Raw genomic sequence first — 20,822 nt, 5'->3', positions numbered from 1 at the left:
CATCATGTCTTCCGAGTCTGTTTTGTACCGCCCGCAACACAGCCAGTTTGATGAGCTGTTGCGCCCCGAAGGTGAGCTGCGCGAGCATTGGCGCTATCCCATGGAGGTGCTGCAGTCGATGGGCGTGTCAGCGCTGCAGAAACGCCAGCAGACCGCCAAGCGGATTCTTCGCGATGATGGCGCCAGCTACAGCCCCGGCGACCAGCTCAATATCAGCCACACCTGGCAGCTCGACCTGCTGCCAATGATTCTCTCCAGTGGCGAATGGGAAAACATCGAAAACGCGCTGCGCGAGCGTGCCGAGCTGCTGAATCTGATTCTGGCCGACCTCTACGGTCCGCGGACCCTGATTAGTAATAAAGTGATTCCGCCGGGACTGGTCTTCGGCCACCCCGGCTTTCTGCGGGCCTGTGATGGTATTCGCTTGCCCGGTGAGCATCAGCTGATTTTCCATGCGGCCGATCTGGTCAGGGACCGCAGCGGTGAGTGGATGGTGATCGGTGACCGCAGTCAGGCGCCGCCGGGGACCGGCTACGCGCTGGAAAACCGCACCGTGCTCCGCCGGGTTATGCCCAGCCTGTTCCGCGATGCCCACGTTCACCGACTGGCCAACTTCTTCCTGCAATGGCGGCGAAAACTGTCGGAACTGGCGGGACACAAGGACTCGCCGCTGATTGTGTATCTGACGCGCGGTGCCTATCAGGAAAGCTCATTCGAGGATGCGTTTCTCGCGAACTATCTCGGCTACCCCCTTGTTCAGGCCCGGGACCTCACGGTGCGCAAAGGCGCACTTTGGCTGGAGTCGTTGGATGGCTTGCGCCGGGTGGATGTGGTGTTGCGGCGCACCGATGACTGCCACACGGACCCGCTCGTCAGCCATTCCAGTGGTGGGCTGGGCGTGCCGGGATTGCTGGAAGTGGTGCGCAGCGGTGCGGTTGCGATGGCAAATCCGCTGGGCAGCGGGATTTTGGAAAATCCTGCGCTGGCCAAATATATGCCGGCGATTGCCCGTCATTTTCTCGGACGCGAATTGCGGCTGACGTCAGTGCCGAGCTGGTGGTGTGGCGATCCGGCTGATCTGAAGTATGTGCGCGAGCACTTTGAAAAGCTGTTGATTCGCCCCTGTTACCGCAGCGACAACAACCACAGTGTGTTTGTCGGAGATCTGGCGCCGGGGCAGCGCGACGCCTTGTTGGCCTCGGTCATGGCGCGTCCGCAGGCTTATGTTGCGCAGTATGCGGTCGCGCCATCGCACACCGCTGTATTGGACGGCGACAAACTCGGCAGTCGCCCCATGCTGCTGCGCGGCTACACCGTTGCGGCTGGCAGTTCTTACAGTGTGATGCCGGGCGGGCTGACGCATGTCGGTGCCTCGGCTGACACCCGACATATTGTCAGCCACGGGGGTGGCAGCAAGGACACCTGGATTCTGGCCTCCGAACCCGAGGCGCAGATCAGCAATATCGACGGGGAGCAGAGTCGCGGGCCAGAGGGCAGCCTGAGTCTGCCCAGCCGGGTGGTGGAGAACCTGTTCTGGTTCGGCCGCTATGCCGAGCGCGCTGAATCGGGGCTGCGCCTGACGCGAACCATCTTTGAAGAATTGCACAGCATTGAGCCGCTCCCAACGGAGATGCTGACAACGCTGTTGCAAGCCGTCACACACATCACCGATACCTATCCGGGTTTTACGACCGAAGAAAACCTGCAGGCGCCCGAGCAGGAGTTGCTGGATGTCGTCGCGAATCGTGCGCGAATAGGCAGCATCGCCAGTAATCTTGAGTCGATCCTGCACGCCGCTGATGGTGTGAAAGAGTTGTTTTCGACCGACATGCTGCGACTGATCAATGATATTCGCGACGGCATGGATTACCTCAACCGGCATCTTGCGCGGCAATTGCAGTCGGCGCCGGAAGAGCTGTTTGATCCTCTGGTCACCACCTTGCTGGCCCTGTCGGGCTTGAGCCAGGAAAGCATGGTGCGGTCGCGCGCCTGGCGATTTATGGAGATGGGGCGACGCATTGAGCGCGCCCTGCAAAGTCTGGAGCTGCTTCGCCATACCCTGGTGCCGGGGGTGGAGGCAGATGGCCCGATTTCCCTGCTGAAGCCGGTATTGGCCAGTCTGGAATCGCGGATCGTCTACAAGCGCTATTACCGCAGCGGCTACCGGCTGGAGAAAGGGCTGGAGCTGTTGTTGTTCGATCACGAAAACCCGCGTTCGGTGGCCTTCCAACTGGATTCCCTGCAACATCATCTGGAAGCCCTGTCGGCATCGGATTCTCGCCTGCAGATGGGGCAGGATCGGCGCTGTCTGCTCAAAGCGGCCAATACGCTGCTGCTGTCTCAGCCAAGTGAGCTGGCGCAATGCGATGTCGAAAACGGTCGCCATGTACAACTGGAAGCCCTGCTGCTGGCGATGGAAGAAGATTTGAAGGCGACGGCACAGGCGATTGCCGACCGCTACTTTGACCATACCGCGGGGCCGCAGTTGCTGGATCAAGGGGGGCGCCTGTCATCATGAAATACCGTGTCAGTCACACCACCGCATACGACTATGCTGATCAGGTCAGCCGGGGCTACAGTCTGGCCTATCTGATTCCGCGAAATACTCTGGTCCAACGCGTGTTGCGCAGCGAAGTCACCATTTCCCCTCATCCGAGCATCAAACAGCATCGCCAGGACTATTTCGGCAATACACTGCTCAGCTTCAATGTGGAAGAGCCGCACAAGCGTCTGGAAGTGCGTGTGGATAGCGATGTGGAGGTCGACCCCGCTGAACGCAACCTGTTCAGCAGTTCGACCAGCTGCGCCGAGGTGCGCGCGGCGCTGGATCAGTGTGCGTTTGCCGACGATATTGAGGCGGTGGAATACCGCTATGATTCGCCGATGATTATTGCCAGTGCAGAACTGGCAAAATTCGCTGCCGACCTGTTCGCCGATGGCGCGCCGTTTATCCGTGCGGTGCAAACCCTGAATGAGCGTATTTTCAAGGATTTCATCTACGACCCCGGTTTTTCCACGATCGCCACGCCTCTCGATGAAGTCATGGCCCAGAAGCGCGGTGTCTGTCAGGACTTTGCTCAGCTTGCCATTGGCGCGCTGCGTAGCATGGGTTTTGCGGCGCGCTACGTGAGCGGTTATCTGGAAACCCTGCCGCCGCCGGGACAGGAAAAATTGAAGGGCGCCGATGCCTCCCACGCCTGGTTTGCGGTGTATGTGCCGGGTGTGGGCTGGTTTGATTTCGATCCCACTAACGGCATCGCAGTGGCGGGCAAACACATCACAACGGCCTGGGGGCGTGACTACAGCGATGTAACCCCCCTGCGCGGCGTTGTCTTTGGCGGCGGTGTTCAGCAGCAGATGTCCGTTGCCGTCGATGTAGAGCGTATTGATCTGGACGGCGGCTCGCCGGCGCCGGGCAATACTGCGCAGCAACAACAGTCCTCCTAAGCACGGCGCTGGGCGATGCTCAGCGCCCCTATATTCCCCATTGCATTGCCGTCGTCGCTAGCCAGTTTGGGTGATGGCAGTAGAGAAAAATCCTGTCAGTCTTGCCGCCTGGAAACTAATCGCAGGTGGAACGATGAGCACAGACAATAAGATTATTCTCGTTACCGGCGCCTCGCGTGGTGCAGGCAAGGGTATTGCTTTGGCATTGGCCGAGCCGGGCCGGGTGATCTACGTGACCGGACGCAGTCAGTCAGAAGGCGACGCACCGCTGCCGGGTACGGTATTTGCCACGGCTGAAGAGATTGAAGCGCGCGGCGCGACGGCGGTGCCGGTCGTTTGCGATCACAGCGATGACACGCAGGTAAAGGCGCTGTTCGAGCAGATTGATACTGAGCAGGGCAGGCTGGATATTCTCGTCAATAACGCCCTGATGGTACCTGATGGTCTGACCCTGCCAGGGCCATTTTGGGAAAAGCCCCTCGGCCTGCAAGACATCCTCAATGTCGGCTTCCGTTCCAGCTATGTCAGCAGCTACTACGCGGCACCGTTGCTGCTCCGCAGTGAGCGCGGGCTGGTGGTCAATACCTCGTCAGCGGGTGGTGGTTGCTATATGCACGGCCCCGCCTACGGCGCGGGCAAGGCCGGTGTGGATAAAATGGCTCACGATATGGCGGTGGATTTCCGCCCTTTCAACGTTGCGGTGGTCTCGCTGTGGATGGGGTTGCTGAAAACCGAACGCAGCATGGCGGTATTTGAGGCGCAGCCCGAGCTGTATGCCGATGCGGTTGCCATGGCCGAGTCTCCTGAATTCCCCGGCAGGGTAATCAATGCTCTGTATCGTGATGAGGCATTAATGGCGCGCAGTGGCGGGGTGTTCTATGCCGCTGAGTTGGCAGAAGAGTATGGCGTGGTTGATGTCGACGGTAATCGTCCTCCGTCGCCGCGTGCGATGCTGGGTGGCCCACTGAGCTACAGCGACGCGGTCGTGGAGTGAGTGGAAGCGGCGCAGAGCTGTCATCCGTTTGGGGGATTAGTGCGCGCCGGGCAGTTCTATAGAATTTTGCTTTTAAAGAAAAGGGTTTAGCGCCGTTTTCAGCGGGCTGGTAAGCATAACAATATTGACTGAATGAAAGGCGAGCAAGCATGAGCGAACGAGTCGCGGGCCTCCCCGAGGGCCAATACGCCGATCTGGATAACGGCCATCGAATCCACTATCTGGATCAGGGGCAAGGACCGGTTATCGTCTTTTTGCATGGCAGTGGCAGCGGTGCCAGCGGCCACAGCAATTTCAAGTACAACTATCCCTGGTTTGTGGAGCAGGGCTACCGGGTGATCGTACCCGACCTTATTGGTTACGGTTATTCCGACAAACCCGATGACGTCGAATATCCGCTCGATTTTTTTGTGGAGTGTGTTCACCAGACGCTGCAGACAATTGGTGTGGAACGCTACAGTCTGGTGGGGAATTCCTTGGGTGGCGCGATCGCCATCAAGTACACGCTGGATTATCCCAGTCTGGTTGAGAAACTGATTCTGATGGCGCCGGGTGGTCTGGAGCAGCAGGCCGACTACTTCACCATGCCCGGCATGCAGGTGATGAAAGAGGTCTTTACCTCGGGGCCAATGGCGCCAGAGCGTCTCGAGGACTTTATCCGGCGGGGGCTGGTTTATGACGACAGCGTGGTAGACGCGCAGCTTGTCAGTGAGCGCTGGGGTATTTTCCAGCAGCAGAACAGCCAGGTTATTACGACAATGACTGTGCCGGAATTGACCGATCGCTTGGGTGAAATAGCCTGCCCGACGCTGGCCTTCTGGGGGGTGAATGAAAAAATGATGCCGGAGACCGGCATTATGAAGCTGGCGAAAGGGATTCCCGATATCCGCCTGACCCTGGTTTCTCAGTGCGGGCACTGGGTCATGGTGGAGCACCGTGAGCTGTTCAATCGCCAGACCCTCGACTTTTTGCAGAACGGATAATTTATGGACAGTTCACGTATCGACGCCCTGGGCGACGAATTGTATGACGCGCTGCGTACACAGCAGAGTATTGCACCGCTGACCGCCCGCGAGCCCGATATCACCATCGACGACGCCTACTATATTTCCCTGCGTATGCTGCGACGCCGCGAAGCGGACGGGGAGAAAGTGGTCGGTAAAAAAATTGGTGTAACCAGCAAGGTTGTGCAGGAAATGCTCGGCGTACACCAGCCGGATTTCGGCTTTCTGACGGACGCCATGACCTTTGATAACGGTGCTGCGGTGCCCGTGGCTGGCCATCTGATTCAGCCGCGCGCGGAGGCGGAAATCGGTTTTCGCTTGAAGAAGGATTTGCAGGGGCCGGGTGTGACGGAAGCCGATGTACTGGATGCCACTGACTGCATCATGCCCTGTTTCGAAATTGTCGATTCGCGTATCGACAACTGGAAGATTGCCATTCAAGACACCGTAGCCGACAACGCCTCCTGCGGTGTGTACGTGCTGGGTGAGACCGAAGCCGACCCCAAGGCGTTTGATTTGCCAGCGCTGAAAATCAAGGTGTGGAAGAACGGCGAGTTTCTCAGCGAGGGACTGGGCGAGGCGGTGCAGGGCAATCCGCTGACAGCCGTTGCCTGGTTGGCGAATACGCTGGGCCGCTTCGGTATTCCGTTCAAGGCGGGCGAGGTCATTTTGTCCGGTTCACTGGTGCCGCTTGAGCCGGTGCAAGCGGGCGACAGCCTGCGCATGGAACTGGAAGGCATTGGCAGTGCTGAGATCAGCTTCGTCTGATCGTGCTCAGATAGACCGCCTCTGTGGGGGCACAACGTAATTTATTTCCGGGCGCGACGCGCCTGACTGACAGTGAGAAATCCTATGGCTGAAAAAATCCGCGCGGCCATCATCGGGCCGGGCAATATCGGCACAGACCTGTTGATGAAAGCAATGCGCTCCGAGCTGATCGAACCTGTGTGGATGGTTGGGGTTGATCCTGACTCTCCGGGCTTGGCACGTGCCAAGGAAATGGGCTTAAAAGTGACCTCTGAGGGCGTGGACGGCATGTTGGCCACCATGCGTGAAGACGGCGTACAGATTTGCTTCGATGCGACCTCAGCCTATGTTCACGCGGAGAATTCGCGCAAGGTGAACGAGCAGGGCGCGCTGATGGTGGATTTAACGCCTGCCGCAATTGGTCCTTACTGCGTACCACCGGTCAATCTGAAAGACGCCGTGGCCGAAAAGGTGATGAACGTAAACATGGTGACCTGCGGCGGTCAGGCAACGATTCCGATGGTTGCTGCCGTGTCCCGCGTGCAGCCGGTCAACTACGGTGAAATCGTGGCAACCGTCAGCTCCAAATCTGTCGGCCCCGGCACTCGCAAAAATATCGATGAGTTCACCCGTACCACGGCAGGCGCTGTGGAAAAAATCGGTGGTGCCAGCAAAGGCAAGGCGATTATCGTCATCAATCCGGCGGAACCGCCGCTGATCATGCGCGACACTATCCACTGTCTTACCGAGGGCGAGCCCGATCAGGAGGCCATTCGCAAGTCCGTGGACGATATGGTCGCAGAGGTGCAGAAATACGTGCCCGGTTACCGACTGAAAAATGGGCCGATCTTCGATGGCAATCGTGTGTCGATGTTCATGGAGGTTGAGGGCCTGGGTGACTTCCTGCCGAAGTACGCTGGTAACCTGGATATTATGACTGCGGCGGCACTGCGCACCGCAGAGATGTTTGCCGAAGAAATTCTGGCAGGCCGTTTCTCACCGTCGGCTGCCTGAGGGGACAACGATGAATTTAGAAGGTAAAAAAGTCGTTCTGCACGATATGTGTCTGCGCGATGGGATGCACGCCAAGCGCCACCAGATCTCGCTAGACGAAATGGTCAGCATCGCCTCGGGCTTGGATCAGGCCGGTATGCCGCTGATTGAAGTGACCCACGGCGATGGTCTGGGTGGCGCTTCGGTGAACTACGGGTTTCCCGCGCACAGCGACGAGGAGTACCTGAAAGCGGTTGTTGGTGCGGTGAAAAACGCCAAGATTTCTGCATTGTTGCTGCCCGGTATCGGTACGGTTGACCACCTGAAAATGGCGGCGGACCTGGGCGTTAGCACGATTCGTGTAGCCACTCACTGCACAGAGGCCGATGTGTCTGAACAGCACATTGGTATGGCCAGTGAAATGGGCCTGGATACCGTTGGCTTCCTGATGATGACCCACATGATCAGCGCCGAAGAAATCGTGGTGCAGGCCAAGTTGATGGAGTCCTATGGCGCCAACTGTATTTACTGCACCGATTCCGCCGGTTACATGCTGCCGGATCAGGTTCAGGAGCGTATTGCGCTGCTGCGCCGCGAGCTGAAGCCGGAAACCGAACTGGGTTTCCACGCCCACCACAACCTCAGCCTGGGCGTGATGAACTCGCTGGTGGCAGTGGAAGCCGGTGCTAACCGCATCGACGGCTCTGTTGCCGGCTTGGGCGCGGGCGCCGGGAATACGCCGCTGGAAGTCCTGGTGGCGGTGCTGGACCGCATGGGAGCGGATCACGGTATCGATCTTTACAAGATCATGGATGTGGCCGAAGACCGCGTGACGCCGATTATGGATCACCCGATCCGTATCGACCGCGACTCGCTGACCCTGGGTTATGCCGGTGTTTATTCATCGTTCCTGCTGTTCGCCAAGCGCGCGGAAGCCAAGTACGGCGTGTCGGCGCGGGATATTCTGGTCGAACTGGGACAGCGCCGCACAGTGGGCGGTCAGGAAGACATGATCGAAGATCTGGCGCTGGATATGGCCAAAGAGCGCGGCCTGATTTAAGCCTCTAACTCCTCTCCTTATGGGCCTCGCTTGCGAGGCCTTTTTCCTTTGGGTATCTCGGGTATACTGGCGTCCTGAAAACATAATAAGGTTCGTCGATCTGACCATGCTAATTGATCCGAAGTTTGACCGCCTGCTGGCCAGTGTCTATCAGGGCCCGATGGAAGAAGAGCCCTGGCAGGGCTTTCTCTCTGAGTTGCAGCAGATTATGGGCGCGGTGTCGGTCACGCTGGTACTCAATCCGCCCTCTGAGCAGGGGCGCGGCTTGCTGCGAGTGGTCGGTGGCAGCACGGTTGAAGGCCTGGATCGCTATCAGGAACGCCTGTTCGCCATGGACCCGTTTCTGTCGCTGAAACCGGGCGAAGTTAAAAGCCTGATGGAACTGGTGTCCCACGATGACTGGTTCGAAAGTGAGTTGTATGTCCTCTGCCTGAAACCGACCGGCCTGTATGACGCACTCGGTGTCGATCTGCATGTGCCCGGTGAAATCAAGGCGGGCCTGCGCGTGGCGCGCAGTCAGAATGCCCCGATGTTTGACCAGCAGGATCGCGACCTGATTTATGCGCTGGTGCCCCATCTGGAGCGTGCGCTGCGTCTGCATGTACGCATGAATATCGTGGAGTCGGAGCGAGACCTGTATGCCGGTGCGGTAGAGAGCCTGTCACTGGCAACCATTATCCTCGATGAAAATGGCCGCCTGCTGAGCTGTAATAATATGGCGAAGAATCTGGTTGCCAGAGAGCCGGAAGTCAAAATCGAAGATGGCTACCTCATTCTCGGTGATCAGGCGACCACCAAGAAGTTGCAGGGCCTGATCAATCATATTCTCGAGCGACGCGACAGCGATGAGCCTGCGGTGGTTGAGGCGATGCGCGTGCCCCGTGAAGGCGACTTTGCCGATTTGGGGGTAATCGTCCGGCCCGTGCCCTCAGGGGAATGGTCAGAGGGCCTGTCGGTGCCGACGGTGGCGATTTTTATCAGCGACCCTGAATACGGCGCTGAGGCACCGGTCAACATCATCATCCAACTCTTTGGCTTCACGCCGACCGAGGCGCAGTTGTCGCTGTTGTTGGCCGATGGACTCAGTCTCGATGAAGCCTCGGAAGCGCTGGGAATGAGCCGCAATACGGCCCGTACCCATCTGCGCTCGATATTCTCCAAAACCGGCGTCAGTCGTCAGACCTTGCTGGTGCGGCTCATTCTGAAAAGCGTGGCTCAGCTGGCGGACTGACCGGCGTCGTCGGTCAGCGCGTCGCAACACTCCTGCAATAGCACTGCTCGCTTGCGCTCAAGCCCCCAGCGGTAGCCTCCCAACTCGCCGCTCTCGCGGATCACCCGGTGACAGGGAATCAGCACGGCGACCGGGTTGCTGCCCACGGCGCGCCCTACAGCACGGGCGCTGCCGGGCCGCTTGATCGCCGACGCCAGGGCGCCGTAACTGCGCAGCTCTCCGGGTGGAATCTCCAGCAAGGCTCGCCATACCTGTAACTGAAAATCACTGGCCAACACATGCAGCGTGAGCGGTGCTGTGACCGGTCGCTGTATGTCGGGTCTCAGAAAGCGGGATAAGCGTTTCCCGGCGGCGGATTGGTTTTCTCTAAAGTGGGCGGCAGGAAAACGCTGTTGTAGAGCTCGTAATGACTGATCGGCCGCATCGAACGACAGGCTGCAAATGCCGCGCTCGGTGCTGGCGATAAAGGCGGGGCCAAAAGGCGTATCGCCACAGCCCCAATCGATGGTCAGGGAGCGACCCCCGGCGCGGAATTCTCCCGGCGTCATGCCTTCTACACGAACAAAATGGCTGTGCAGGCGAGAGCTGCTGCTCAGGCCGAGTTGTTCGCTGATATCCAGCAATGGCCGGCCTTCGGTCAGCAATTGCTGCGCGCGATGTACCGTCATGAACTGTTGAAAGCGGGTGGGGCTGATGCCCGCCCAGCGGCAGAATACCCGCTGAAAATGCCATGGGCTGAGGCCGCTGTCTTCGGCAAGCTGCTGGAGCGAAACACGGCCCTGTTGCTGTGACAGTGTCTGAATGGCGGTGGCAATACGTTGGTAGTCCCGTGGCACGGTCGCGATCCTGATGATGTCGAGCTGCCAGCATAACGTGTCGCAGGAGGCTGTCGAGCCGAATCTTGCGCTGCGGGAAGGAAAAGGGCAGCGGGAGTTCGCTGCGCCGTCATCGCTTTGGCGTATTCAATTTTTTCATTCCTTCGTTGAGTATAAAAGTTCAATAAAAACAGAAAGTTGCAGCATTTTTTCGGTCGTCTAAACGGATTATGGCTCACCATGGGTTGCTGTGTGAGAATTTTTTCCGTGATAACAGGCTCCGAAATAACGGGCTTGCGCCAATAACAGTGAGGAGAGAGTCATGAGTGAGCTTGCGCAGATGAAGCGTCAGCCCCATATTATTGAGGCAAAAGAGTTGCCCGATCGCTACGCACGCGGTTGGTTTTGTCTTGGGTTGGCCAGTGAATTCGATAACACCCCGAAAAAATTGAACTACTTTGGCACTCGCCTGGTTGCGTATCGCGGTGAAGATGGCGAAGTTCATATTCTCGATGGCTACTGTCCGCACATGGGCGCAGATTTGAGTGAGGGCTGTGTAGAAGGTAACTCTGTGCGTTGCCCGTTCCACTCCTGGCGCTGGGGGCCGGATGGCGTCTGCGACGAAATCCCCTATGCCAAACGCATTCCGCCCAAAGCAGTGATTCGTTCCTACCCGACCATGGAAGAAAACCACCTGCTGTTCGTGTGGTACGACCCCGAAGGTTTGCCGCCCATCGAAGAGCAGCGCCCGCCGCGCATCGACGATCTGTTCAGCCCGGATTGGACCATCTGGCAGATGGACCTGATGACCATCAACACCAACTCCCGCGAGCTGGTGGACAATATGGCCGACGTGGCTCACTTCGGCCCCATTCACGGTGCGCCGATCACCCAGTTCAAGAACATTGTTCACAAGCATACCTACGAGCAGGTGCTGACGGGTGGCAGTGAGCTGCTGGCGGAAGACGGTGAACTGACATCGACGGCCAAGTATTTCGGCCCCGCCTACATGACCACCTATATGACCGGTCAGGTTGAAGGCATGAATGTCGAGTCTCGCCTGCTGGTGTCGCATGTGCCCATTAATCACAACAGCTTTGATCTGCGCTTTGGTGTCGCAGTGAAGAAGATGCCGGGCATGACTGACGAGCAAAACAATGAAATGGCGCGCCAGTATACCGAGCAAAACCGCACGGCCTTCTTCCAGGATGTGCACATCTGGCACACCAAAACCCGTGTCGATAACCCGGTACTGTGCGACGGCGATGGCCCGATCAACCGTCTGCGTCAGTGGTACAACCAGTTCTACGTTGACCGCGCCGACGTTCCCGAGCAGTTCAACGAGCTGCGGGAATACACTGTGGATTACGCGATTCGCAACGGCTGACTTCGGTCAGCCCCAGCGCCGTTACTGAATAACCTTAGTCAATAAATACGATAAGCAGGAATTTTCCATGGATGTACGCAGCCTGGGCTACGTAGTAATTGAATCGGCTGACCCGACAAAGTGGCTGGAGTACGGCCGGGATATTCTCGGTCTGATGCCTGCCCCGAACATGCCGGATGATGGCAATGTTTATCTCAAGCTGGATGAGCGGCCTTTCCGCTTTGCCATTGTGAAAGGTGAGCAAGAGCGCCTTCAGCGCTGTGGCTGGGAATTGCGAGACCGCGAGGATTTTGCCGACGCCAAGCAGACGCTCAGCGCTGCCGGAATTGCTTTTGAAGAAGGTGACCGCGCGCTGGCACAGGCTCGCAAAGTCCGTGAACTGATCGTGCTGAAAGATCCTTCGGGGAATGAGCTGGAGCTTTACTGGGGCGGTGAGCTGGACTTTGCCAAGTTCATGTCGCCGCTGGGGATCAGCGGCTTTGAAACTGGGTTTAACGGCGATATGGGCCTGGGTCATGCGGTATTGCCCGCTGCCAAGCTCGCCGAGACGCATCAGTTCTACAAGAATGTACTCGGCTTTGGTGACAGCGATTACATGCACTTCCATTTTTCGCCGGAGCCCAACGACCCCGGTCAGGGGCTGCACTTCATGCACGTGAACAACCCGCGTCACCACAGTCTTGCGCTGTACGAAGATGCCAATAACCCTGTGGGTTGTGTGCACCTGATGTTGGAGGTGCTGGAAACCGACGAAGTAGGCTATTGCCTTGATCGCGTAGAAGCGGCGGGGATTCCCATTGTGTCAACGCTGGGGCGTCACACCAACGACCGCATGTTGTCATTCTATATGGCCACCCCAACCGGTTTCGCCATGGAATTCGGCACTGGCGGCCTGCAGGTGGATTGGGATGATTTCACGCCCACCGTGACCACGCTGCCAAGCCTGTGGGGCCACAAATTCAATATGCCCGGCGAGTGATTGCCGGGCCATGAATCCTTTGCTCATCGCTAACCGTAATAATGGGTAGATGAAGCACTAACGAACATAGACGTAAAAGAACAGGAGAGCGGCGATGAGCGCAGTAGCTGCGAGCGAAAGCAACGCGACCAATAATTTCGACACCATGATGGCGGCCATTAAAGAGCTGCAGCCCGTATTCCGTGAGCGTGCGCCACAGACGCGCAAAGAGCGTAAAGTCCCGCAGGCGTCTATTGATGCGCTGCAGGACATCGGCTTTTTCCTCGCGCTGCAGCCCAAGCGCTACGGCGGCCTGGAAATGCGCCCCCAGGAATTCTTCAAGATGCAGATCGCCATTGCCGAGGCCTGCATGTCTACTGCCTGGGCCAGCGGTATTATCGCGGTTCACGCCCTGCAGCTGGCGATGATGGATGACCGCGCTCAGCAGGCGGTGTGGAACGAATCCATTCACACGCGCGTGTCTTCGTCCTATGCGCCGATGGGTAAAGTGACGCCGGTTGAAGGCGGCTTCCGCTTCAGCGGTCGCTGGGGCTGGTCAAGCGGCAGCGATCACTGCACCTGGGTACTGCTTGGCGGTATTATTCCGGGTGAAGGCTACCGTACCTTCCTGATCCCCAAAAGCGATTACGAAATTGTCGATACCTGGCATTCCATGGGGCTGGAAGGCACCGGCAGTAATGACATTGTGGTCGACGACGTGTTCGTACCCGATTACATGACTCACAAGCAGAGCGATGGCTTTGCGGGCACCAACCCCGGTCTGGCGGTTAACGATGCGCCGCTGTACCGCCTGCCCTGGGCACAGAGCTTTATTCGCGTGGTGTCTACCCCAGCCATTGGCGCCTGTAAGGCAACGGTTGATCTCTACAAGCACGCGGTACTGAATAAGGCCAGTGGTGATCCGACCAAGCTGGCAGGCGACACACAGGTCGTTGAGCGCATCGCTGCGGCCCAGAACGGCATCGACGAAATGGAAGCGATCCTGCTGCGCAATTTCGATGTGATGATGGATCAGGTTGAGCGTGGCGAGACGATTCCTCTGGAAGATCGCGTACGTTATCGCTACCAGGCGTCGCTGGTCATTACCAAGAGCATCCAGATCATCGACTCGCTGTTTGAAGTCGCGGGTGGTCACTCGGTATTTAACGATAGCGAGATCCAGCAACGTTTCCGCGATGTGCATACCGCACGCGCTCACGTGGCGAATAACCCCACCAGTTTCGCGCGCAACTTTGGTGGCGTGTCGCTGGGTATGGAAAATACTGACTTCTTTATCTGAATCTGAGTCGGTAAATTCTGCGTTGCTGAAACCCGGCCTAGTGCCGGGTTTTTTCGTTTTTATGCGGGTGGAACACGGACTCAGCAAGGGCAAACCCGTATAGAAAATCACCGCTTCGCCGAGCAAGCTGTCACAAAATCCTAAAGCTGCCGGGGCCTTCTGCCGATAACAGTTGCAAGTGATTCAACAATCACGAGGCCCGCAGTCGGGACAGTAATAGCGCAGCGGAGAACGACCTTGGATATAGCAACCTTACTGGGAATGTTTGGCGCACTCGGCGTCATCATTGCGGCCATCTTTGTGGGTGGCAGTGCCGGTGGCTTTGTCGATGTGCCCAGTATCCTGATTGTTATCGGCGGGGCAACCTTTGCCAACCTGGTTAAATTTCCGCTGGAGCAAACCTTGGGGGCATTCAAGGTCGCCTCGCGGGCCTTTTTCCACAAACCTACCAGTTCACAAACGCTGATTGCCGAGTGTGTGGAGCTGGCGGGTATTGCCCGCAAAGAAGGGTTGCTGGGCTTGGAGTCTCGTGAAATCAGCAACGAGTTTCTGAACAAGGGCGTACAGATGGCGATTGATGGCCACGACCCCGAGTTCGTCAAGCGCCTGCTCAACAAGGAAATCAACCTGACCATTGAGCGCCAGGAAATGGGCGAAGCGATCTTCCGGGGCTTTGGCGACTCCGCGCCGGCCATGGGCATGATCGGTACGCTGGTCGGTCTGGTGCAGATGATGTCCAATATGTCAGACCCCAAGGCCATCGGCCCCGCGATGGCGGTGGCGCTGTTGACCACCTTGTATGGCGCGGTGCTGGCCAATGCGGTCGCCCTGCCGATGGCGGATAAGCTCGCCTTCCGCACGCAGGAGGAGCGTCGCAATCGCCACCTGATTCTCGAGGCCGTGGACGGCATTCAGGAAGGCTTGAATCCGCGAGTACTGGAATCGCTGCTGGTCACCTACCTGCCTGATAACAAGCGCGAACTCGAGAAGGCCGAGGAGGCGTAGTGAGCGACGCGCCTACGAAAAAGGCTTCCGCTGGCGCCCCGGCGTGGGTATTGACCTTCGCCGACCTGATGTCGTTGTTGCTGGCCTTCTTCGTACTGCTGTTTTCATTCTCGGAAATGGACAAGCAGAAATTCAAGGAGTTGTCGGGTTCCATGCGCGACGCTTTTGGGGTGCAGCGGGAAGTGCCTGCCTTCAGTCCGCCGATCGGCACCAGCATTATTGCCCGGGATTTCAGTCCCGGGCAGCCCAAGCCAACGATAGAAAATCAGGTGCGTCAGGAAGCGGCCATCGATATGCGTTCCTTTGCGGAAGTGCCGTTGAATGAGGAAATGGCGATTACGGAGGAAGACCTGGCCGAAGACCTGGAAAAGGTCAAAGAGCATCTGGCGGTGGAAATTCAGGAAGGGCTGGTGGAAGTCGACGATGACGGTGAGCGGGTCATTACGATTCGAATTCGGGAGACAGGGTCTTTCCCCTCTGGCAGCGCAGACATGGATCGCGACTTTTTGCCCGTTATCAATAAGATCGCGGTTTTGGTCGAGGATATTGGCGGCCACGTCGTCATTGCAGGGCACACGGATAAATTGCCCATCTACAACCAGCGCTTCCATTCCAACTGGGAGCTGTCGGCGGCGCGTGCGGCGACGGTGCTGGAACGCATCGTAGAAGTCAGCGGGCGTTCCGCCAGCTATTTCCGTCTGGCCGGACATGCTGATACGCGACCGATTGATACTAACGATACGGCCGAAGGCCGCGCACGCAACCGTCGCGTCGAGGTCATTCTGCTGCGCGGCAGTATCGATGATGCCGCAACGGGGCCTGCCATCAGGGGACGCGAAGCCTCAGTCATGGACTGAGCAATACGCCAATCTCCGCGCTCGGGCGTCGAAGCCTGACGTGTTGCGGTGTACCATAGCGAAAACGGGACGAAGAGCCCGCCTTCCTCACTGGTCACTACGAGTCTACTATGCGTCGCACAAAAATTGTTGCTACTGTTGGCCCGGCTTCCGATTCTGCCGATATCCTTCGCGCCATGATCCGTGCCGGGGTCAATGTCTTTCGCTTAAATTTTTCCCACGGTTCCGCTGAGGAACATAAAGCCCGCTGTGAAATGCTGCGTACGCTGGCCCATGAGCAGGGCTGTTATGTGGCCATTCTCGGCGACCTGCAGGGGCCCAAGATTCGCCTGCGCAAGCTGGCGGGTGACGCGGTGGAGATCGCCGAGGGCGATGAGCTGTGGCTGGATACGCAGCTGGCTGATGGCGAGGGTGACAAACAGCATCTGGGAGTCGACTACGAGCCGCTGGCGAGATCTGTTGCACCGGGCGATACCCTGTTGATTGATGATGGTCGCTTTCAGTTGTCGGTGCTCGAAGTGAAGGGGGAGGCCGTTCTCTGTCGTTCGGAAAGCAGTGGTACGCTGCGTTCGCGCAAGGGCATCAATCGTCTGGGGGGTGGCCTGTCAGCACCCGCGTTGACCGAAAAAGATCTTCAGGATATTGAACATGCCGCCGGTATGGATCTGGATTTTATAGCCATTTCCTTTCCAAGCAGTGCTGCTGATATCGCCGATGCGCGTGACAAATTGCAGAAGGCGGGGTGCTTTGCCCAAATCATCGGGAAGATTGAACGCGCTGAGGCCGTTGCGGAAGAAGAGCATCTGGATGAGCTGATTCGCGCCTGCGACGGGGTCATGGTGGCGCGCGGCGATCTGGGTGTTGAAATTGGTGATGCCAGTCTTATTGGTTTGCAGAAGCATATTATCAAACGTGCGCGACGCTTGAATCGGCCGGTTATCACGGCCACGCAGATGATGGAGTCGATGATCAGTAATCCCATCCCGACCCGTGCAGAGGTCTTTGATGTGGCTAACGCGGTGCTCGACGGCACCGATGCGGTGATGTTGTCTGCCGAGACCGCAGCCGGCAAATACCCGGTGGAAACGGTCAAGGCGATGGCCAGAAACTGTGAGGGCGCAGAGCGCTATCCCTCAGCTCGAAAATCCAGTTATCGGCTGGAGCGCAGCTTCGATTCGGTTGAGGAGACGCTGGCCATGAGCGCCGTTTATGCCGCCAACCACCAGCAGGGGGTTAAGGCCATTGTGTCGCTGACGGAAACCGGCCGAACGGTGTTGTTGATGTCGCGGCTGACCTCAGGGATACCTATTTTTGCCTTCAGTCGCAATGAAAGCACCTGCAATCGCGTCAGTCTGTATCGCGGTGTCTTTGCCGTTGCCAGTCCGGAAGCAGGGGTGACGACAGAGGATTGTGTGGAAGAGCTGAAGGCAAGAGGCCATGTGGCGGCGGGCGATCTGATTCTGATGACCATGGGTGATCAGATTGGTGTCGACAATCACACCAATACGCTCAAGATCGTACGGGTTTTATAAGCGGCGCCGCAGGGAGCGGCACCGCGCTTTGGCTTATTTCTGGTCGACGTTCGCGGCGTCCAGAAAGGCGGGTTTTTCACCGCCGCCATGGACGGTCAGCGAGGCTCCGCTAATGTAGCTGGCCATATCGCTGGCGAGGAACAGGCAGGCATCGGCAATATCCTGCGGCACGGCCATGCGTCCCAGCGGTATGGTCCGTCCGACAGCCGCGATGCCTTCTTCATCGCCGTAGTGAAGGTGCGACTGCTCGGTACGAATCAGTCCGGCAATAATCGTGTTACAACGAACCTTGGGTGCCCACTCCACGGCGAGCGACGTGCCGAGACTCATCAGTCCCGCCTTCGCGGCGCCATAGGCAGCGGTGCCCGGAGAGGGGCGTTGGGCACTGACTGAGGCGATGTTCACAATGCTGCCGCCGCTTTGCTGCTGTTGCATAACCGCATTGCAGGCCTGGGCAAAAAACAGTGGCGCGAGTAGATTCAGGCGAACAATGGACTCCGAGAAGCGCGGTGACGCGGTGGCGGCGTCGGCAAAGGGCGCGCCGCCAGCGTTATTCACCAGAACATCGATGCGCCCAAAATGTTCGGCGACTTCACTGACAAAAGCCTGAACGGCATCGGGGTCCCGGACGTCCAGAGCTCTGTAAAATGCAGTGCGACCGTTGGCTGTGGGCAGGCTTTCCGGTTCGGAACGGCCGCAGATGGCGACATCGGCACCGGCCTCAAGAAAGCGTTCGCTTATCCCTTTTCCAACGCCTTTTCCGCCCCCTGTAACAATGACTACCTTACCCGAAAAATCCAGTGCGCTTTGCATTGCCGCTTACCTACCTCGTTCGCTGTCGTGATGAGAATTATGTTCTAATGTCGCCTCTTTAAATCGGGCGATTTTCTGCGTTTTTTCGCGGGCGACAGTTTAGCGTGTTAGCCCATGCTTTAATATGGTCGTATTTATCTAAGCATTTGACTCGTTTTGTCAGTGTTCGCCCACAGGGGCTGTGGTTACACTAGCTCGACTTTATCGCGCGTGGTGGCTTCAAGATGACTTGGCGCCGCGCTATAGCAATCATAACAAGGTGGTATTTATGTCTACGCATTCGGTGATAGCGATTCTTGGCGGTACAGGCAATCTGGGTACGGGTTTGGCGCGGCGCTGGGCGCAGGCGGGCTACCGGGTCATCATCGGTTCTCGGACTCAGGAAAAGGCCGAGCAGGCGGTTGCCGAATTGAAGGCGCTGATGGCCGAGCGCGGCGTTGATGCGGTCAATGTGGAGGCCATGGATAATCTGGCTGCCGCCGAGGCAGCGGACATCGCTGCACTGACGGTTCCTTTTGCTCACCAGCGCGATACCTTGGAATTGCTGAAAAATGCATTGCAGGGTAAAATTCTGATTGATGTGACCGTGCCGTTGGTGCCGCCGAAGGTTGCGCGCGTGCAATTGCCTGAGGAAGGTTCTGCTGGCCAGATTGCCCAGCAGATTCTCGGTGAGGGCGTGCAGGTGGTTTCCGCCTTCCAGAATGTGGCGGCAGTGCACCTTCAGGAAGGGTCAGAACTGGATTGTGACGTGCTGGTGTGCGGCGACAGTAAAGACGCCCGTGCTGCGGTCATTGAGTTGGTGGAAGCCGCCGGGCTGCGCGGTTTTCATGCAGGCAGTATTGCCAATGCAGCGGCGGTAGAGGCGATGACGTCCTTGCTTATCTTTATTAACAAACAGTACAAGTGCCACGCTGGTATCAAGCTGACCGGTACTGATCAGTAAGGTCTCCGATGGCCAGTTCGCAACTTCAACTTTGGGCTTTGCAGGGCTACCCGCTGGTAGAACCAGGGGATGAGCTCGGTGCACAGATTCTTCGCTGCCTGGATGACAATGGCTTGTCATTGCAGGACGGCGATGTACTGGTGCTGGCACAGAAAATTGTCTCCAAAGCCGAAGGTCGCTATGCACGGCTGGCCGAGGTTGAACCCGGAGAGCAGGCGAGAGAGCTGGCCGAGCGCTGCGACAAAGATCCTCGTCAGATGGAACTGTTGCTGCGTGAGTCTCGCGAGATTCTTAGAGCTCGGCCTGGCGTGGTGATTGTGGAAACCCGCCACGGTGTCGTGCAGGCCAATGCCGGTATCGATAAGTCCAATATTCCCGGCAGTGAGGACGATCCGCAGGTACTCCTGTTGCCGTTGGACCCCGACGCCAGCGCGGCGGCGCTGCGGCGCTATCTGGCCGAGCAGTGCGGCGTGAATGTTGCCGTCATCATTAACGACAGCGCCGGGCGCGCCTGGCGTCACGGCACAATCGGCTTTGCGCTGGGAACAGCGGGCTTCGAGGTGGTCGAGAACCGTATCGGTGATCGCGACCTGTATGGCCGTGTGCTCGAAGTGACCGAAATTGCGGTGGCCGATGAATTGGCGGCGGCGGCGTCCTACGTTATGGGACAGGCTGACGAGGGCAGTCCGGTTGTGCTGATGCGCGGTGCCAAATTGCGTCCCGCCGAGCAGGGATCGGCCGCACTGTTGCGCGATCGAGATAAGGACATGTTCCGCTGATGCAGGTTTTTTCCGGGAAAATTGTTGCGCTCAGCGGTGGCGTCGGCGGGGCCAAGCTGGCCAGAGGACTGGCTGAATGTCTGGCGCCCGATCAACTGACCGTGGTTGCGAATACGGCCGACGATTTCGACTACTGGGACCTGCGCATCTGCCCCGATATCGACTCGATTCTTTACGCCCTCGCGGACCTGAATGACGAAGAGCGTGGCTGGGGGCTGCGCGACGAGAGCTGGCGTACCATGGTTGCCATGCGGCGCCTGACAGGAGACGAGTGGTTCCAGTTGGGTGATCAGGATCTTGCTACCCACCTTTTCAGAACCATGGCCCTGCGCCGAGGGGAATCGCTGACCGCGGTGACCGCTGCGCTGGCAGAGCGTCTGGGCAGCCCCTGCCGATTGCTGCCGATGACCGAGCAGAGCGTGGCAACGCGGGTTCACAGCGACCAGGGTGAGCTGGCATTCCAGGAATACTTTGTTCGTGAGCGCTGCGAGCCGAAAGTTGAACGCATCGTTTTCGAGGGCATTGACGCGGCCGAACTGAATCCGGCCGTCCATGAGGCATTGGCAGACCCGGCGCTGACCGGCATTGTGATTTGCCCTTCCAATCCGTTTTTGAGCATTGATCCGATTCTGTCCCTGCGCGGCTGTCGTGAGGCGATTGCCGCTGCCGGTGTGCCGGTTGTTGGCGTTTCTCCGATTATTTCCGGGCGCGCGGTAAAAGGGCCCGCAGCCAAGCTGATGGAAGAGCTGGATATGCCGAATACTGCCGCCGCGGTGGCGGACTATTATGGCGATCTGCTTGATGGATTTATTATCGATGACTGCGACCGAGAACAGTGTGCGCAGATTGCCAATCCCCGTCGCCAGTGTCGTACCGCCCAGAGCCTGATGAGGGATCTGGCCAGTAAACGCCAACTCGCCGTCGATACCCTGAGCCTGCTAGCGGAGCTGCATTGAT

General features: G+C 58.0%; 19 protein-coding genes. 17 read left to right on the top strand and 2 right to left on the bottom strand.

Going from position 1 to position 20,822, the window contains the following annotated elements:
• The first annotated feature begins 4 nt into the window (after positions 1-4).
• The 8 genes from G411_RS0103125 (at position 5) to G411_RS0103090 (ending at position 9,476) form a co-directional block, all read left to right on the top strand.
• A complete protein-coding gene (locus tag G411_RS0103125) occupies positions 5-2,518 on the top strand; it encodes a circularly permuted type 2 ATP-grasp protein (RefSeq protein ID WP_022957716.1) in 2,514 nt (837 codons plus the stop codon).
• On the top strand, positions 2,515-3,447 hold the full coding sequence (locus G411_RS19135) for a transglutaminase family protein (protein WP_022957715.1): 933 nt from the start codon (positions 2,515-2,517) through the stop codon (positions 3,445-3,447). The genes G411_RS0103125 and G411_RS19135 overlap by 4 nt, the downstream gene beginning before the upstream one ends.
• Before the next feature lie 133 nt (positions 3,448-3,580).
• Positions 3,581-4,441: an SDR family NAD(P)-dependent oxidoreductase gene (locus G411_RS0103115; protein WP_022957714.1), complete on the top strand. Its 861-nt coding sequence runs from the start codon at positions 3,581-3,583 to the stop codon at positions 4,439-4,441.
• A 149-nt stretch (positions 4,442-4,590) separates the two neighbouring features.
• Positions 4,591-5,424, top strand: coding sequence for an alpha/beta fold hydrolase (locus G411_RS0103110; protein ID WP_022957713.1), 834 nt, complete (start codon positions 4,591-4,593; stop codon positions 5,422-5,424).
• 3 nt (positions 5,425-5,427) lie between these two features.
• Positions 5,428-6,213: a fumarylacetoacetate hydrolase family protein gene (locus G411_RS0103105; protein ID WP_022957712.1), complete on the top strand. Its 786-nt coding sequence runs from the start codon at positions 5,428-5,430 to the stop codon at positions 6,211-6,213.
• Between the two features lie 84 nt (positions 6,214-6,297).
• Positions 6,298-7,206: an acetaldehyde dehydrogenase (acetylating) gene (locus G411_RS0103100; protein ID WP_022957711.1), complete on the top strand. Its 909-nt coding sequence runs from the start codon at positions 6,298-6,300 to the stop codon at positions 7,204-7,206.
• 10 nt (positions 7,207-7,216) lie between these two features.
• Entirely contained in the window at positions 7,217-8,245 is a 1,029-nt protein-coding gene (gene dmpG, locus G411_RS0103095; RefSeq protein WP_022957710.1) for a 4-hydroxy-2-oxovalerate aldolase, read from the top strand.
• A gap of 106 nt (positions 8,246-8,351) precedes the next feature.
• The gene (locus G411_RS0103090) at positions 8,352-9,476 is read left to right on the top strand and encodes a helix-turn-helix transcriptional regulator (protein ID WP_037508401.1); all 1,125 of its coding nucleotides are present in this window, start codon (positions 8,352-8,354) and stop codon (positions 9,474-9,476) included.
• Here the strand turns inward: G411_RS0103090 and G411_RS22500 are convergent.
• Positions 9,461-10,312: a bifunctional helix-turn-helix domain-containing protein/methylated-DNA--[protein]-cysteine S-methyltransferase gene (locus G411_RS22500; protein ID WP_022957708.1), complete on the bottom strand. Its 852-nt coding sequence runs from the start codon at positions 10,310-10,312 to the stop codon at positions 9,461-9,463. The two genes, G411_RS0103090 and G411_RS22500, sit on opposite strands and share 16 nt — an antisense overlap.
• Positions 10,313-10,613: 301 nt before the next feature.
• Between G411_RS22500 and G411_RS0103080 the strand changes: the two genes are divergently transcribed.
• From G411_RS0103080 to pyk, 6 genes are all read left to right on the top strand, one after another.
• A complete protein-coding gene (locus tag G411_RS0103080; protein WP_022957707.1) occupies positions 10,614-11,678 on the top strand; it encodes a 3-ketosteroid-9-alpha-monooxygenase, oxygenase component in 1,065 nt (354 codons plus the stop codon).
• A 67-nt stretch (positions 11,679-11,745) separates the two neighbouring features.
• Entirely contained in the window at positions 11,746-12,657 is a 912-nt protein-coding gene (locus tag G411_RS0103075; protein ID WP_022957706.1) for a VOC family protein, read from the top strand.
• 94 nt (positions 12,658-12,751) lie between these two features.
• On the top strand, positions 12,752-13,936 hold the full coding sequence (locus G411_RS0103070) for an acyl-CoA dehydrogenase family protein (RefSeq protein ID WP_022957705.1): 1,185 nt from the start codon (positions 12,752-12,754) through the stop codon (positions 13,934-13,936).
• A 237-nt stretch (positions 13,937-14,173) separates the two neighbouring features.
• A complete protein-coding gene (gene pomA, locus G411_RS0103065) occupies positions 14,174-14,941 on the top strand; it encodes a flagellar motor protein PomA (RefSeq protein ID WP_028968099.1) in 768 nt (255 codons plus the stop codon).
• Positions 14,941-15,798, top strand: a complete 858-nt coding sequence (locus G411_RS0103060) for a flagellar motor protein MotB (protein WP_022957703.1) — start codon at positions 14,941-14,943, stop codon at positions 15,796-15,798. Before pomA ends, G411_RS0103060 begins: the two co-directional genes overlap by 1 nt.
• Before the next feature lie 110 nt (positions 15,799-15,908).
• Positions 15,909-17,330 (top strand): pyruvate kinase, encoded by a 1,422-nt coding sequence (gene pyk / locus G411_RS0103055; RefSeq protein ID WP_022957702.1) that lies wholly within the window; start codon positions 15,909-15,911, stop codon positions 17,328-17,330.
• 33 nt (positions 17,331-17,363) lie between these two features.
• On the opposite strand, the gene G411_RS0103050 is transcribed toward pyk, so the two are convergent.
• Positions 17,364-18,143: an SDR family oxidoreductase gene (locus G411_RS0103050; RefSeq protein ID WP_022957701.1), complete on the bottom strand. Its 780-nt coding sequence runs from the start codon at positions 18,141-18,143 to the stop codon at positions 17,364-17,366.
• A 268-nt stretch (positions 18,144-18,411) separates the two neighbouring features.
• On the opposite strand from G411_RS0103050, the gene npdG reads away from it, so the two are divergent.
• The 3 genes from npdG to cofD are packed head-to-tail and all read left to right on the top strand — an operon-like array spanning position 18,412 to position 20,821.
• Positions 18,412-19,086, top strand: coding sequence for an NADPH-dependent F420 reductase (gene npdG, locus G411_RS0103045; RefSeq protein WP_022957700.1), 675 nt, complete (start codon positions 18,412-18,414; stop codon positions 19,084-19,086).
• Between the two features lie 8 nt (positions 19,087-19,094).
• Complete coding sequence (gene cofE, locus G411_RS0103040) at positions 19,095-19,865, top strand: coenzyme F420-0:L-glutamate ligase (protein WP_022957699.1); 771 nt, start codon at positions 19,095-19,097, stop codon at positions 19,863-19,865.
• A complete protein-coding gene (gene cofD / locus G411_RS0103035; protein WP_022957698.1) occupies positions 19,865-20,821 on the top strand; it encodes a 2-phospho-L-lactate transferase in 957 nt (318 codons plus the stop codon). The genes cofE and cofD overlap by 1 nt, the downstream gene beginning before the upstream one ends.
• The last annotated feature ends 1 nt before the right edge of the window (position 20,822 follow it).

The organism is Spongiibacter tropicus DSM 19543, assembly GCF_000420325.1.
Classification (GTDB): Bacteria; Pseudomonadota; Gammaproteobacteria; order Pseudomonadales; family Spongiibacteraceae; genus Spongiibacter; species Spongiibacter tropicus.
The sequence above is the reverse complement of the archived record's forward strand: the minus strand, read 5'-3'. Positions and strand labels throughout refer to the sequence as shown.

Excerpts from the sequence above, each read along its gene's own strand:
- pyk (WP_022957702.1), top strand. The coding sequence starts at position 15,909 with ATGCGTCGCACAAAAATTGTTGCTACTGTTGGCCCGGCTTCCGATTCT.
- G411_RS0103110 (WP_022957713.1), top strand. The coding sequence starts at position 4,591 with ATGAGCGAACGAGTCGCGGGCCTCCCCGAGGGCCAATACGCCGATCTG.
- dmpG (WP_022957710.1), top strand. The coding sequence starts at position 7,217 with ATGAATTTAGAAGGTAAAAAAGTCGTTCTGCACGATATGTGTCTGCGC.
- G411_RS0103100 (WP_022957711.1), top strand. The coding sequence starts at position 6,298 with ATGGCTGAAAAAATCCGCGCGGCCATCATCGGGCCGGGCAATATCGGC.
- G411_RS0103050 (WP_022957701.1), bottom strand. The coding sequence starts at position 18,143 with ATGCAAAGCGCACTGGATTTTTCGGGTAAGGTAGTCATTGTTACAGGG.
- G411_RS0103070 (WP_022957705.1), top strand. The coding sequence starts at position 12,752 with ATGAGCGCAGTAGCTGCGAGCGAAAGCAACGCGACCAATAATTTCGAC.
- cofD (WP_022957698.1), top strand. The coding sequence starts at position 19,865 with ATGCAGGTTTTTTCCGGGAAAATTGTTGCGCTCAGCGGTGGCGTCGGC.
- npdG (WP_022957700.1), top strand. The coding sequence starts at position 18,412 with ATGTCTACGCATTCGGTGATAGCGATTCTTGGCGGTACAGGCAATCTG.
- G411_RS0103090 (WP_037508401.1), top strand. The coding sequence starts at position 8,352 with ATGCTAATTGATCCGAAGTTTGACCGCCTGCTGGCCAGTGTCTATCAG.
- cofE (WP_022957699.1), top strand. The coding sequence starts at position 19,095 with ATGGCCAGTTCGCAACTTCAACTTTGGGCTTTGCAGGGCTACCCGCTG.
- G411_RS0103080 (WP_022957707.1), top strand. The coding sequence starts at position 10,614 with ATGAGTGAGCTTGCGCAGATGAAGCGTCAGCCCCATATTATTGAGGCA.
- G411_RS0103115 (WP_022957714.1), top strand. The coding sequence starts at position 3,581 with ATGAGCACAGACAATAAGATTATTCTCGTTACCGGCGCCTCGCGTGGT.
- G411_RS0103125 (WP_022957716.1), top strand. The coding sequence starts at position 5 with ATGTCTTCCGAGTCTGTTTTGTACCGCCCGCAACACAGCCAGTTTGAT.
- G411_RS0103075 (WP_022957706.1), top strand. The coding sequence starts at position 11,746 with ATGGATGTACGCAGCCTGGGCTACGTAGTAATTGAATCGGCTGACCCG.
- G411_RS0103105 (WP_022957712.1), top strand. The coding sequence starts at position 5,428 with ATGGACAGTTCACGTATCGACGCCCTGGGCGACGAATTGTATGACGCG.
- G411_RS19135 (WP_022957715.1), top strand. The coding sequence starts at position 2,515 with ATGAAATACCGTGTCAGTCACACCACCGCATACGACTATGCTGATCAG.